This is a genomic window from Streptomyces sp. NPDC003027 (assembly GCF_053591435.1).
In genome coordinates this window covers 13898-27174 of record NZ_JBSFTU010000066.1, presented here as the reverse complement: position 1 = coordinate 27174, position 13277 = coordinate 13898, and the positions used below count along the sequence as shown (strand labels likewise).

Here is a 13277-nt window from a genome sequence, read left to right as displayed (position 1 = left end):
GTGCGGGGCGCCGCCCCCGCGGCGCCCCGCACCCCGACCCGCGGATCACCACCGAGGCCCGAAGCCGACACGTGAGGCCGGGACCCGCGCGGCCCTCGACCGCGAGGCCCGGACCCGCGAGGCCCGGACTTGCGAGGCCCGAAGCCGACATGGGTCCAGGACCCGCGAGGCCCCGACCCGGCGCGGGCCTTTGCGAACGGCCGCGTCAGCTCTTGCGGTGCCCTATCAGCCGGGGCTTCTGCTCCAGGCCGTCCAGGCCGTGCCAGGCCAGGTTCACCAGATGCGCGGCGACCTCCGCCTTCTTCGGCTTGCGGACGTCGAGCCACCACTGGCCCGTCAGCGCCACACTGCCCACCAGCGCCTGGGCGTAGAGCGGCGCCAGCTTCGGATCGAAGCCCCGCGCCTTGAACTCCAGGCCCAGGATGTCCTCCACCTGCGTGGCGATATCGCTGATGAGCGAGGCGAACGTGCCCGTCGACTGGGCCACCGGCGAATCCCGCACCAGGATCCGGAAGCCGTCCGTGTACCGCTCGATGTAGTCGAGCAGCGCGAACGCCGCCTGCTCCAGCAGCTCACGCGGATGGCCGGCGGTCAGCGCCCCCGTCACCATGTCGAGGAGCTGGCGCATCTCCCGGTCGACCACGACCGCGTACAGCCCCTCCTTGCCCCCGAAGTGCTCGTACACCACCGGCTTGGAGACCCCCGCCTTCGCCGCGATCTCCTCCACCGACGTGCCCTCGAACCCCTTCTCGGCGAAGAGGGTCCGGCCGATGTCCAGCAGCTGCTCCCGGCGCTCCGCGCCGGTCATCCTCACCCGGCGGCCGCGCCGGGGCTTCTCGCTGCTGCTGGTACCGCCGTCGATCGCCACGTTCTCCATCATGCCGCGTCGGCGGGCTCGCCCCGGCGCCGGGCTTCGATCCGCGACGCGTCCGGCCAGCGCACGTCGTAGGCCCAGCCGAGCTGCTCGAACCAGCGGATCAGCCGCGCGCTGGAGTCCACCTGGCCGCGCAGCACCCCGTGCCGCGCCGACGTCGGGTCCGCGTGGTGCAGGTTGTGCCAGGACTCACCGCACGACAGCACCGCCAGCCACCACACGTTGCCCGAGCGGTCCCGCGACTTGAACGGCCGCTTGCCGACCGCGTGGCAGATCGAGTTGATCGACCAGGTCACGTGGTGCAGCAGCGCCACCCGTACCAGGGAGCCCCAGAAGAACGCGGTGAACGCGCCCCACCACGACATCGTCACCAGACCGCCCACCAGCGGCGGAATCGCCAGCGACAGCGCGGTCCAGCCGATGAACTGCCGCGAGATCGCCCGGATCGCCGGGTCCTTGATCAGATCCGGCGCGTACTTGGCCTGCGGCGTGCGCTCCTCGTCGAACATCCAGCCGATGTGCGCCCACCACAGGCCCTTCATCAGCGCCGGTACGGTCTCACCGAACCGCCACGGCGAGTGCGGGTCGCCCTCCGCGTCGGAGAACTTGTGGTGCTTGCGATGGTCGGCCACCCAGCGCACCAGCGGCCCCTCCACCGCCAGCGACCCCATGATCGCCAGCGCGATCCGCAGCGGCCGCTTCGCCTTGAAGGAACCGTGCGTGAAGTAACGGTGGAAGCCGATCGTGATGCCGTGGCAGCCGATGTAGTACATCGCCACCAGCAGACCCAGATCGAGCCAGCTCACCCCCCACCCCCACGCCAGCGGCACCGCCGCCAGCAGGGCCAGGAAGGGCACCGTGATGAACAGCAGCAGCGCGATCTGCTCGATCGAACGCTTGCTGTCACCGCCGAGCGTGGCGGAGGGCTGGGCGGTGGCGGAGACGAGCTCCTCGGAGTCCGAGGTCACCTCGGGGCTTGTGGTCATGGATGTCCCTGGGGAGAAAGGAAGGAGAGGGGGAAGAGGGGGAAACGGACAGGAGCGGACAAGCTCGGGCGAACACGAGCGTGTGGCTACGCTTCCGTAACCTACGGCGACGTAAGTATGGCAGCGCGGTGGCGCGCGGCAAGAGGGCGCGAACGGGCCACCGGCGGCACCACGACGACGGCCGCCTATCCTGGGTGCGTCGGACAGCGCGGTCCGCAAGCCTCCAGTACCCCTCCAGACGTGCTCAAACACTGCAAGGAGCCGCACCTGTGAGCAGTGCCGACCAGACCCCCACCGCCAACGCCGAGCTGCGTTCCGACATCCGCCGACTGGGCGACCTGCTGGGCGAGACCCTCGTCCGGCAGGAGGGCCACGAGCTCCTCGACCTCGTCGAGAAGGTCCGCCGGCTCACCCGCGAGGACGGCGAGGCCGCCGCCGAGCTGCTCGGCGACACCGACCTGGAGACCGCCGCCAAGCTCGTGCGCGCCTTCTCCACGTACTTCCATCTGGCGAACGTCACCGAGCAGGTGCACCGCGGCCGCGAGCTGCGCGAGAGGCGCGCCGCCGAGGGCGGCCTGCTCGCCCGCACCGCCGACATGCTCAAGGACGGCGACCCCGAGCACGTCCGCGCCACGGTGAAGAACCTCAACGTGCGGCCCGTCTTCACGGCCCACCCCACCGAGGCCGCCCGCCGCTCCGTCCTCAACAAGCTGCGCCGGATCGCCGCCCTGCTGGAGACCCCGGTCATCGAGGCCGACCGGCGCCGCCACGACCTGCGGCTCGCCGAGAACATCGACCTCATCTGGCAGACGGACGAGCTCCGCGTCGTGCGCCCGGAGCCCGCCGACGAGGCCCGCAACGCCATCTACTACCTCGACGAGCTGCACGCGGGCGCCGTCGGCGACGTCCTCGAGGACCTCGCCGCCGAACTGGAGCGCGTCGGAGTCGAGCTGCCCGCCGGCACCCGCCCGCTGACCTTCGGCACCTGGATCGGCGGCGACCGCGACGGCAACCCCAACGTCACCCCCTCGGTCACCTGGGACGTGCTGATCCTCCAGCACGAGCACGGCATCAACGACGCCCTCGAACTCATCGACGAGCTGCGCGGCTTCCTCTCCAACTCCATCCGCTACGCCGGAGCCACCGACGAGCTCCTCACCTCCCTCCAGGCCGACCTGGAACGTTTGCCCGAGATCAGCCCCCGCTACAAGCGCCTCAACGCGGAGGAGCCGTACCGGCTCAAGGCCACCTGCATCCGCCAGAAGCTCGTCAACACCCGCGAACGCCTGGCCAAGGGCACCCCGCACCAGGAGGGCCGCGACTACCTCGGCACCGCCGAGCTGGTCCACGACCTCGCCCTCATCCAGACCTCCCTGCGCGCGCACCGCGGCGGACTGTTCGCCGACGGCCGGATGGACCGCACCATCCGCACCCTGACCGCGTTCGGCCTCCAGCTCGCCACCATGGATGTCCGCGAGCACGCCGACGCCCACCACCATGCCCTCGGCCAGCTCTTCGACCGGCTCGGCGAGGAGTCCTGGCGGTACGCCGACATGCCGCGCGACTACCGGCAGAAGCTGCTCGCCAAGGAGCTGCGGTCCCGGCGGCCGCTCGCGCCCACGCCCGCCCCGCTCGACCCGGCCGGCCAGAAGACCCTCGGCGTCTTCCACACGATCAAGGAGGCCTTCGAGCGGTTCGGCCCCGAGGTCATCGAGTCGTACATCATCTCCATGTGCCAGGGTGCCGACGACGTCTTCGCCGCCGCCGTCCTCGCCCGCGAGGCCGGCCTCATCGACCTCCACGCCGGCTGGGCCAAGATCGGCATCGTGCCGCTCCTGGAGACCACCGACGAGCTCAAGGCCGCCGACGTCATCCTCGACGGCATGCTCGCCGACCCCTCCTACCGCCGCCTCGTCTCCCTGCGCGGCGACGTCCAGGAGGTCATGCTCGGCTACTCCGACTCCTCCAAGTTCGGCGGCATCACCACCAGCCAGTGGGAGATCCACCGCGCCCAGCGCCGGCTGCGCGACGTCGCCCACCGCTACGGCGTACGCCTCCGCCTCTTCCACGGCCGCGGCGGTACCGTCGGCCGCGGCGGCGGCCCCTCGCACGACGCCATCCTCGCCCAGCCCTGGGGCACCCTCGAGGGCGAGATCAAGGTGACCGAGCAGGGTGAGGTCATCTCCGACAAGTACCTCATCCCGTCCCTCGCCCGGGAGAACCTCGAACTGACGGTCGCCGCCACCCTCCAGGCCTCCGCCCTGCACACGGCGCCCCGCCAGTCCGACGAGGCCCTCGCCCGCTGGGACGCGGCCATGGACACCGTCTCCGAGGCCGCCCACACCGCGTACCGCAGGCTGGTCGAGGACCCGGACCTGCCCGCCTACTTCTTCGCCGCCACCCCCGTCGACCAGCTGGCCGACCTCCACCTCGGCTCCAGGCCGTCCAGGAGGCCCGACTCCGGCGCCGGACTCGACGGACTGCGCGCCATCCCCTGGGTGTTCGGCTGGACCCAGTCCCGCCAGATCGTCCCCGGCTGGTTCGGTGTCGGCTCAGGACTCAAGGCGCTGCGCGAGGCCGGGCTCGACGCGGTCCTCGGCGAGATGTACGAGAAGTGGCACTTCTTCCGCAACTTCCTCTCCAACGTCGAGATGACGCTGGCCAAGACGGACCTGCGGATCGCCCGCCACTACGTCGACACCCTGGTCCCGGACGAACTCAAGCACGTCTTCGAGACCATCGAGGCGGAGCACGCACTGACCGTCGCCGAGGTCCTGAAGGTGACGGGCGGTCAGCGACTGCTCGACTCCAACCCGGTGCTCCAGCAGACCTTCTCCATCCGCGACGCCTACCTGGACCCCATCTCCTACCTCCAGGTCGCCCTCCTCGCCCGCCAGCGCGAGGCGGCCGAGCGCGGCGAGGAGCCGGACCCGCTCCTCGCACGAGCCCTGCTGCTCACCGTCAACGGCGTGGCCGCGGGCCTGCGCAACACCGGCTGACCGGCGGCGCATACGACGGTGCCCCCGCCGGAATCCACGGATTCCGGCGGGGGCACCGCGCGTTACGGAACTCAGTGCTGCTGGGCCTTGCGGCGACGCATCACCAGGAAGCCACCGGCGCCCGCGAGGGCGACGGCAACGGCGGCGATGACGCCGACCGGGGCGCTGGAACCGGTCTCGGCGAGATCGCCGGTGGCGCTGCTCCCGGAAGCCGTCGGCGCCGGCTGCCCGGCGGCGGCGCTGTCCGTCGCGGACGGCGTTGCACCCGGGGTCTCGGACGAGCCGGGGGTACCCGGCGTCTCACCGGGCTTGGTGGTCTCCGTGCCCGGCTTGGTGGTCTCGGTACCCGGCTTCGTCGTCTCGGTACCGGGCTTCGTGGTCTCGGTACCGGGCTTCGTCGGCTCGCACTCGCTCTTGAAGACCTTGTGCTTCGGGGCGCCCTTCTTGCCCTCGAAGTCCCAGAACAGCTTGTACTGGCCGTCCGGGAGAGTCATGTCCTCCGTGCGCTCATGACCGTCCGCGTCGAGGGTGAGCGCACCGGTCTTCACCGTGGTGCCCTTGTCCTGGTCGTTCTTCGCCCAGGCCTGGATCTCCCACTCGACCTTCTGACCGGCGTCGAACCCGAAGGCGTCGAGGTAGAAGGTGCAGACCTTGGGCTCGTTCTGACGGAGCTCCTCGCCGGTCTTGGAGTCGTGGATCTTGACGGTGCCGTTGTCGCCCTTGGGGCCCGAGGCGGAGGCGGCGGGCGCCAGCAGCAGAGAAGCGGCCGCCACGGCGGTGACAACCGTGCCGGCGGAAATCAGGGAACGTCGCATATGGGCTGTCCAACTGAGAGTTGAGGGATGCCGTGGGAGGTGGCGGGGGCAGCCTATCCGTAGCTTTAAGCCACCCTTAACCCACCGCCGATAACAATCGGAACGCGACCTTCACAGCGCGAAGAACGCGCCCACCAGCAACGCCCCGCCCAACGCCGCCGCCGACCACGCCGTCCGCGTCATCCGCATCCCGCCCCCGATCACCGGCGCCGCCAGCAGCAGCGCCCCGCCCAACGGCAGCCAGGCGTGCAGACCCCCGCCCCACCCCGCTCGAACCGCCTCGGCCGTCCCCGGCTTCACCACCACCGGCAGCGTCTGGCCCTTGGCCGCCGCCACCGAGTGCTCGATCGTCAGCGTGTGGTGCGGCGAGGGCGGATCCGCCGGCACATAACGCCCGCTGCACGTCTCCTCGTTGCAACCGGTCACCGTCAACGTGCCGTGCTCACGGCCCTTCGGAAGGAGGATGTGCTGCGCCGTCCCCCAGGACGACCACGCGCCCGCGACGACGAGCAACAGGGCGACCAGAGCCATGGCGGCGTTACGGGCATGCGTCATGACCCGCGATCGTACAGTCGTACCGCCCGCCGGTCCGTGTCAGGAGTTGTACGCGGACTGCGCCCGCTCCAGACCCTCCGCCACCAGACACTCGACCGAATCCGCCGCCCGGTCCACGAAGTAGCCCAGCTCCTTGCGCTCCGCCGAGGAGAAATCCTTCAACACGAAGTCCGCCACCTGCATCCGGCCCGGCGGACGGCCGATACCGAACCGCACCCGGTGATAGTCGGGCCCCATCGCCTTCGTCATCGACTTCAGACCGTTGTGACCGTTGTCCCCGCCACCGATCTTCAACCGCAGCATGCCGTAATCGATGTCCAGCTCGTCATGGACCGCCACCACACGCGCCGTCGGCACCTTGTAGAAATCCCGCAGCGCCGTCACCGGACCACCCGAGAGATTCATGTACGACATCGGCTTCGCGAGAACCACCCGGCGATTGGCCGGCCCCACCGGACCCATACGCCCCTCCACGACCTGCGCCTGCGCCTTCTGCGCCCGCTTGAACTTCCCGCCGATACGCTCGGCCAGCAGGTCCACGACCATGAAACCGACGTTGTGCCGATTGCCCGCGTACTCCGGGCCCGGATTACCGAGACCGACGATCAGCCAAGGGGCGTTCGCCTCGTCCGTCATGCGCGTCACGTCTCCTCGTGTACGTACAGAAGAAACGGGGTGCCGGGCCGTCGCGGCCCGTCACCCCGTCACGTCAGGCAGAGCCTACGGCTCAGGCCTCGGCGCCCTCGGACTCACCCTCGCCACCGGCGGCCGGCTCCTCGGCCTGCGCGGCCAGGATCTGGATGACAGCGGCCTCGGGGTCCGTCACCAGGGTGGTGCCGTTCGGCAGCGGAACGTCCTTCGCGTGGATCGAGTCGCCGGCCTCCAGGCCCGCGATCGACACCGTGACGGACTCGGGGATGTGCGTCGCCTCGGTCTCGACGGAGATCGTGTTCAGCACGTTCTCGACCAGGAAGCTGCCCGGGGCCAGCTCACCCTCGGTCTCGACGACGACCTCGACGGTGACCTTCTCGCCACGGCGGACGAGGAGCAGGTCGACGTGCTCCAGGAAGCCCTTCAGCGGGTCACGCTGCACGGCCTTCGGGATCGCCAGCTCGGTCGTACCGTCGATGTCCAGGGACAGCAGGACGTTCGGCGTACGCAGGGCGAGCAGCAGCTCGTGACCCGGCAGCGCGACGTGGACCGGCTCGGCGCCGTGACCGTAGATGACACCCGGAACCTTGTTGGCGCGACGGATACGGCGGGCAGCGCCCTTGCCGAACTCCGTGCGGGTCTCCGTGACGAGCTTGACCTCGGACATATGCACTCCTCGTAAGCAGTAAAAAGGACAGTGTCGGCTACCCGGCCACGACTGGCCTGCTACGAAGAGCGCGTCGATAACGGACCGCCGCACCACACCGGGTACGGCCTCCCTCGCCGAGCAACTCCGGCAGTCTACTCGCCCTCCCCCGAGCGACCCAATCGATCACCCGCGGCGCCCGGGCACAGGGGAAGAGGGCCGCCTCCCCGACGGGGAAACGGCCCTCCCTTCGTACGAGCTGTGTGCTTACTGCTCCTCGAAGAGGCTCGTCACCGAACCGTCCTCGAACACCTCACGCACCGCACGCGCGATCGTCGGCGCGATCGACAGAACCGTGATCTTGTCGAGCTCCAGCGAGCTCGGCACCGGCAGCGTGTCCGTGAACACGAACTCGCTCACCTTCGAGTTCTTCAACCGGTCCGCGGCCGGGCCGGAGAGGATGCCGTGCGTGGCCGTCACGATGACGTCCTCGGCGCCGTGCGCGAACAGCGCGTCGGCGGCGGCGCAGATCGTGCCACCCGTGTCCACCATGTCGTCGACCAGGACACAGACCCGGCCCTCCACATCGCCGACGACCTCGTGGACGGTCACCTGGTTGGCGACATCCTTGTCACGACGCTTGTGCACGATCGCCAGCGGCGCGTCCAGACGGTCGCACCAGCGGTCCGCCACCCGCACCCGACCCGCGTCCGGAGACACGATCGTCAGCTTGTCACGGTCGACCTTCGCGCCCACGTAGTCCGCCAGCACCGACAGCGCCGACAGATGATCCACCGGACCGTCGAAGAAGCCCTGGATCTGATCCGTGTGCAGATCGACCGTGAGGATGCGGTGCGCACCCGCGCACTTCAGCATGTCGGCGACCAGACGCGCCGAGATCGGCTCACGCCCACGGTGCTTCTTGTCCTGGCGGGCATACCCGTACGACGGAATGATCACGGTGATGCTCCGCGCGGAAGCCCGCTTCAGAGCATCGATCATGATCAGCTGCTCCATGATCCACTTATTGATCGGAGCCGTGTGGCTCTGGATCAGGAAGCAGTCCGCGCCCCGCGCCGACTCCTGGAAACGGACGTAGATCTCGCCGTTCGCGAAGTCGAAAGCCTTCGTCGGCACGAGGCCGACACCCAGCTGGTGCGCGACCTCCTCGGCCAGCTCGGGGTGGGCGCGGCCGGAGAAGAGCATCAGCTTCTTCTCGCCGGTCGTCTTGATCCCGGTCACAGCACTGTCTCCTCAGACGTGTTCTCTGGCCGCGACCAACGAGCCTTCGTGCGCGCGTGCGAGCCAGCCGAATTTATGTGCACGTATCACGGTACGCCGAGTTCGACGTAGCCGTTTCCGGTCAGCTTTCGCCGGCGGACACCTCCGAGGCCACCTGAGCAGCCTGCGCCGCGGCACTCCCCGGCCGCTTACGAGCCACCCAACCCTCGATATTCCGCTGCTGGCCACGGGCGACAGCCAACGCGCCGGCCGGCACATCCTTCGTGATCACCGACCCCGCGGCGGTGTACGCACCGTCCCCGATCGTGACAGGAGCCACAAACATGTTGTCCGAACCCGTCTTGCAGTGAGACCCGACCGTCGTGTGGTGCTTCGCCTCACCGTCGTAGTTCACGAACACGCTCGCCGCACCGATGTTCGTGTACTCGCCGATCGTCGCGTCGCCCACGTACGACAGGTGCGGAACCTTCGTCCCCTCACCGATCGTCGCGTTCTTCATCTCCACGTACGTACCCGCCTTGGCCTTCGGACCCAGCTTCGTACCCGGACGCAGATACGCGAACGGCCCCACGGACGCGCTCTCACCGATGGCGGCCGAGTCGGCGACCGTGTTGTCCACCCGGGCGCCCCGGCCGACCGTCGTGTCCTTCAATCGAGTGTTCGGCCCCACCTCGGCGTCCTCACCGATGTGCGTCGCACCCAGCAGCTGCGTACCCGGATGGATCACGGCGTCCCGCTCGAACGTCACCGTGACATCGACCAGGACCGACCCCGGGTCCACCACCGTCACACCGGCCGTCATCGCCCGCTCCAGCAGCCGCCGGTTCAGCAGGGTACGAGCCTCCGCGAGCTGCACCCGGTTGTTGATGCCGAGGATCTCGCGATGGTCGGCGGCGACGGACGCCCCCACCCGGTGACCCGCCTCACGCAGGATCGACAGCACATCGGTGAGGTACTCCTCACCCTGGCTGTTGTCCGTCCGCACCTTGCCCAGCGCGTCCGCGAGCAGCCGCCCGTCGAACGCGAACACCCCGGAGTTGATCTCCCTGATCGCACGCTGCGCCTCGGAGGCGTCCTTGTGCTCCACGATCGCGGTCACGGCGCCGGTCGCCTCGTCCCGCACGATCCGCCCGTAGCCGGTCGAGTCCGGCACCTCGGCGGTCAGCACGGTGACGGCGTTGCCGTCGGCCGCGTGGGTGGCGGCGAGGCCCTTCAAGGTCTCCCCGGAGAGGAGGGGAGTGTCACCGCAGACGACGACGACCGTCCCCTCCGGCGCCTGCCCCAGCTCCTCGAGCCCCATCCGGACGGCGTGACCGGTGCCGTTCTGCTCGTACTGCACGGCGGTACGGGTACCGGCGTAGTGGGCGTCGAGATGCGCGGACACCTGCTCACGGGCGTGTCCGACGACCACGACGAGGTGCTCGGGCTCCAGCTCGCGCGCGGCGGAGACGACATGTCCGACGAGCGAGCGCCCGGCGATTTCGTGCAGGACCTTGGGGGTCTTCGACTTCATGCGGGTGCCCTCACCCGCTGCGAGGACGACGACGGCTGCCGGGCGGTTGGCGCTCACGGGAATGCCCTTCGGCTTTCGGGTGGTGGACATCCGCAGGATACCGGGGGGTTTCGGGGCGGACATGAGTGCGGGTCCTGACCGGAGAGGTCAGGACCCGAACCAAGAAGCTCCCCCGCCAGGACTCGAACCCGGACATAAGGCACCAAAAGCCTCAGTGCTGCCAATTACACCACGGGGGATGGTAACCGACTTAAACCGGACATGTGGTCAGGCCGTCGGATCGGCACCCAACACTATGCCGTACCAGGCCCCCTCCATGCGACGGTGGAGGTCCGGTGGTCTTCGGAAAACGGCTGGCCCCCGCCCGTAGTCTGGGAGTCATGACCACAACGGGGGCGCACCAGGACGCGGCGGGCACGCCCGCGCGCGGTATGTGGTGGTGGGGGAGACGGCGCAGTGCGGTGCTGGACATCGTGCTGGCCGCGGTGTCGGCGCTGGAGTGCGGGCTGGAGGGGGTCCGGTTCGCGGGTGAGGTGTCGTTGCCGGTGCCGGTGGGGGTGGTGTTCGGGCTGGTCGTCGGTTCGGTGCTGCTGGTGCGGCGTCGGTGGCCGATTACCGTCGTTCTGGTCTCGGTGGCGATCACGCCGGCCGAGATGGGTTTTCTGATGGGGATCGTCGGGCTCTATTCGCTCGCCGCCTCCGAGGTGCCTCGCCGGATCACGGCCGCGCTGGCGGGTATGTCGACGGTGGCGGTGTTCCTCGTGACGGTGGTGCGGCTGCGTCAGGACGTCGCCCAGGCGGATGTGGATCAGCAGGATTTCGATCCGAGTGGCTGGTACGTCCCGGTCGTGTCGCTCTTCATGACGCTGGGGCTGAACGCGCCGCCCGTGCTGTTCGGTCTGTACATAGGGGCTCGGCGTCGGCTGATGGAGAGTCTGCGCGAGCGGGCGGACAGTCTGGAGCAGGAGTTGTCGTTGCTGGCCGACCGGGCCGAGCAGCGGGCGCAGTGGGCGCGGCGGGAGGAGCGGACCCGGATCGCGCGGGAGATGCATGACGTGGTCGCGCACCGGGTGTCGTTGATGGTGGTCCATGCGGCGGCGTTGCAGGCGGTGGCGTTGAAGGATCCGCAGAAGGCGGTGCGGAACGCGGCGCTGGTGGGGGACATGGGGCGGCAGGCGTTGACGGAGTTGCGGGAGATGTTGGGGGTGCTGCGGGAGGACGCGGTGCCGGCTCCGGGTCCGTCGGTGGTGCCGTTGGCGGCGGTGGGTGCGGCGGCGGCCGCTGCGGCGGAGGCGGCGTCGGAGGACGGGGACGGGCCGTGTCTGGACGCGCTGGAGTCGCTGGTGGAGCAGTCGCGGCAGGCGGGGGTGGTGGTGGAGCTGGTGGTGCTGGGGGAGGCGCGGGCGTACGGCGCGGAGGTGGAGCGGACGGCGTACCGGGTGGTTCAGGAGGCGCTGACGAACGTGCACAAGCATGCGGCGGGCGCGAAGGTCGTGGTGCGTCTGGCGCATCGGGAGGCCGAGGTGGCGATGCAGGTGGAGAACGGGCCTTCGGACGCGGCGGTGGCGGACGCGGATCTGCCGAGTGGGGGGAACGGCCTGGTCGGTATGCGGGAGCGGGTGGCGCGGCTGGGTGGGGTGTTCGTGTCGGGTCCGACGGAGGCGGGTGGTTTCCGGGTGTCGGCGGTGTTGCCGGTGGGGGAGGAGCGGGCGGCGTAGGCGGGGCGTGGCGCGCGCGGTGCCGACGCCCTCAGCCGTGCTTCAGCCGGTGACGAGTCGGGTCGGCTCGATGCCGGTGACGAGGGTGGACAGGGCGGTGTCGATGTCCCGGCCGAGGTACCAGTCGCCGGTGTGGTCGAGGCTGTAGATCCGGCCTTCGAGGTCGATGGCGAGGACGGCTTGGTGGTCGCCTTCCTCGCCGAGGGGGGCGATCTCGGTGTCGAGGGCGCGTCCGAGGTCGGCGAGGGTGCGGGCGATGTGGAGGCCGGCGAGGGGGTCGAAGCGTACGGTCGCGGGGGCGATCTGGCGGCCGGCGCCGGGGGCGGTGACGCACAGGCCGCCGAATTCGGCCCAGGCTTCGACGGCGGCGGGGAAGACGTGGTGCCGGTGGCCGGCGGGAGAGACGTGGGCGCGGAGGGTGTCGGCCCATTCCTCGGCGAGTCTGATGTCCCAGCGGCCGGGCTGCCAGCCCGCCTCGCGGAGGGCGGCGTCGACGTTGACCGGGAATCGGGTGGTGCTCAGGTGGTCGGGCATGGTGGTGCGGTCAGCCGTTCTCGACAGTCGAGGTGGGGTCGACGGTGCGGACGCCGAAGTGGGCGAGCATCGCCGTACAGGATCGGCAGGGTGCGGCGTAGCTGCCGTGGAGGGGGTCGCCGGCCTCGCGGATGCGGCGCGCGGTGAGTTTGGCGTGCTTGAGGGAGCGGCGGGCTTCGCCGTGGGTGAGGGGCTTGCGCTGGGCGCGCTTGGAGCGGCTGGTGTCGGTGGCGGTGAGGTGGCGGGAGAGCAGGATCGCCTCGGGGCAGCGCCCGGTGAAGCGTTCGCGCTGGCCGCTGGTGAGGGTGTCCAGGAAGTCCTGGACGAGTGGGTGGAGTACGGGGGGCTGGTCGCCGCGGCCGGCGGTGCAGGTGAGTGTTTCGCCGCGTACGGACAGTGCCGCGCCGACGGTGGGGAGGATTCCGTCGCGGCGGAAGCGCAGTAACGGGGCGTGGGTGGTGTCGGTGCTGCTCCAGTTGAGGCGTGGGTCACCCTGGGTGGGCGTCGGTGCTGCGTGCATGGTGCGTTCTTCCCCTCTTGCAATCCCCCGAGTTGCGGGAACAGAGTGCCAAATGGGGCGGTGCGTGGGGAAGCGGGGTAGCGGAAACGCGCGGTGGGTGTGTCGGAACTATCGTCGGTGTGTCATCTGGCTGTGACAGTTGGTCACGGTCGGTGGTGGTGGCCGTATCGGGCCGGGTGGTGGGCTTGTGGCAGCGCATAGGCTGTGCGGAATCAGCCAGCAGC

Annotated in this window: 12 protein-coding genes and 1 tRNA gene; 2 read left to right on the top strand and 11 right to left on the bottom strand. The window is 69.9% G+C overall.

Features of this window, described 5'->3' with window-relative positions; genetic code table 11:
* Positions 1-205 precede the first annotated feature (205 nt).
* Entirely contained in the window at positions 206-880 is a 675-nt protein-coding gene (locus ACWDX6_RS29390) for a TetR/AcrR family transcriptional regulator (protein ID WP_451487912.1), read from the bottom strand.
* On the bottom strand, positions 877-1860 hold the full coding sequence (locus ACWDX6_RS29385; protein WP_451487911.1) for an acyl-CoA desaturase: 984 nt from the start codon (positions 1858-1860) through the stop codon (positions 877-879). Before ACWDX6_RS29385 ends, ACWDX6_RS29390 begins: the two co-directional genes overlap by 4 nt.
* Positions 1861-2129: 269 nt before the next feature.
* Between ACWDX6_RS29385 and ppc the strand changes: the two genes are divergently transcribed.
* The gene (ppc, locus tag ACWDX6_RS29380) at positions 2130-4859 is read left to right on the top strand and encodes a phosphoenolpyruvate carboxylase (protein WP_451487910.1); all 2730 of its coding nucleotides are present in this window, start codon (positions 2130-2132) and stop codon (positions 4857-4859) included.
* 71 nt (positions 4860-4930) lie between these two features.
* Here ppc and ACWDX6_RS29375 read toward each other — a convergent pair whose 3' ends face one another.
* From ACWDX6_RS29375 to ACWDX6_RS29345, 7 genes are all read right to left on the bottom strand, one after another.
* Positions 4931-5674 carry an LPXTG cell wall anchor domain-containing protein gene (locus ACWDX6_RS29375; protein ID WP_451487909.1) on the bottom strand — a complete coding sequence of 248 codons (744 nt, stop codon included), beginning with the start codon at positions 5672-5674 and terminating at the stop codon, positions 4931-4933.
* Between the two features lie 111 nt (positions 5675-5785).
* The gene (locus ACWDX6_RS29370; RefSeq protein ID WP_451487908.1) at positions 5786-6229 is read right to left on the bottom strand and encodes a hypothetical protein; all 444 of its coding nucleotides are present in this window, start codon (positions 6227-6229) and stop codon (positions 5786-5788) included.
* A 39-nt stretch (positions 6230-6268) separates the two neighbouring features.
* Positions 6269-6865, bottom strand: coding sequence for an aminoacyl-tRNA hydrolase (gene pth / locus ACWDX6_RS29365; protein WP_451487907.1), 597 nt, complete (start codon positions 6863-6865; stop codon positions 6269-6271).
* Between the two features lie 91 nt (positions 6866-6956).
* A complete protein-coding gene (locus ACWDX6_RS29360) occupies positions 6957-7547 on the bottom strand; it encodes a 50S ribosomal protein L25/general stress protein Ctc (protein WP_451487906.1) in 591 nt (196 codons plus the stop codon).
* 246 nt (positions 7548-7793) lie between these two features.
* On the bottom strand, positions 7794-8768 hold the full coding sequence (locus tag ACWDX6_RS29355; protein ID WP_451487905.1) for a ribose-phosphate diphosphokinase: 975 nt from the start codon (positions 8766-8768) through the stop codon (positions 7794-7796).
* A 121-nt stretch (positions 8769-8889) separates the two neighbouring features.
* Positions 8890-10338, bottom strand: a complete 1449-nt coding sequence (gene glmU, locus ACWDX6_RS29350; RefSeq protein WP_451487913.1) for a bifunctional UDP-N-acetylglucosamine diphosphorylase/glucosamine-1-phosphate N-acetyltransferase GlmU — start codon at positions 10336-10338, stop codon at positions 8890-8892.
* 110 nt (positions 10339-10448) lie between these two features.
* Positions 10449-10520, bottom strand: a tRNA-Gln gene (locus tag ACWDX6_RS29345).
* Positions 10521-10661: 141 nt separating this feature from the next.
* On the opposite strand from ACWDX6_RS29345, the gene ACWDX6_RS29340 reads away from it, so the two are divergent.
* On the top strand, positions 10662-11999 hold the full coding sequence (locus ACWDX6_RS29340; RefSeq protein ID WP_451487904.1) for a sensor histidine kinase: 1338 nt from the start codon (positions 10662-10664) through the stop codon (positions 11997-11999).
* 42 nt (positions 12000-12041) lie between these two features.
* Here ACWDX6_RS29340 and ACWDX6_RS29335 read toward each other — a convergent pair whose 3' ends face one another.
* Together ACWDX6_RS29335 and ACWDX6_RS29330 are read right to left on the bottom strand one after the other, a co-directional pair.
* Positions 12042-12533, bottom strand: coding sequence for an SUKH-3 domain-containing protein (locus tag ACWDX6_RS29335; protein WP_451487903.1), 492 nt, complete (start codon positions 12531-12533; stop codon positions 12042-12044).
* Between the two features lie 10 nt (positions 12534-12543).
* Positions 12544-13053 (bottom strand): YwqJ-related putative deaminase, encoded by a 510-nt coding sequence (locus tag ACWDX6_RS29330; protein WP_451487902.1) that lies wholly within the window; start codon positions 13051-13053, stop codon positions 12544-12546.
* Positions 13054-13277 lie beyond the last annotated feature (224 nt).

Bases quoted from the DNA above. Each gene is read 5' to 3' on its own strand.
- ACWDX6_RS29390 (WP_451487912.1), bottom strand. From the start codon at position 880: ATGATGGAGAACGTGGCGATCGACGGCGGTACCAGCAGCAGCGAGAAG.
- ACWDX6_RS29385 (WP_451487911.1), bottom strand. From the start codon at position 1,860: ATGACCACAAGCCCCGAGGTGACCTCGGACTCCGAGGAGCTCGTCTCC.
- ACWDX6_RS29375 (WP_451487909.1), bottom strand. From the start codon at position 5,674: ATGCGACGTTCCCTGATTTCCGCCGGCACGGTTGTCACCGCCGTGGCG.
- ACWDX6_RS29370 (WP_451487908.1), bottom strand. From the start codon at position 6,229: ATGACGCATGCCCGTAACGCCGCCATGGCTCTGGTCGCCCTGTTGCTC.
- pth (WP_451487907.1), bottom strand. From the start codon at position 6,865: ATGACGGACGAGGCGAACGCCCCTTGGCTGATCGTCGGTCTCGGTAAT.
- ACWDX6_RS29360 (WP_451487906.1), bottom strand. From the start codon at position 7,547: ATGTCCGAGGTCAAGCTCGTCACGGAGACCCGCACGGAGTTCGGCAAG.
- ACWDX6_RS29340 (WP_451487904.1), top strand. From the start codon at position 10,662: ATGACCACAACGGGGGCGCACCAGGACGCGGCGGGCACGCCCGCGCGC.
- ACWDX6_RS29335 (WP_451487903.1), bottom strand. From the start codon at position 12,533: ATGCCCGACCACCTGAGCACCACCCGATTCCCGGTCAACGTCGACGCC.
- ACWDX6_RS29330 (WP_451487902.1), bottom strand. From the start codon at position 13,053: ATGCACGCAGCACCGACGCCCACCCAGGGTGACCCACGCCTCAACTGG.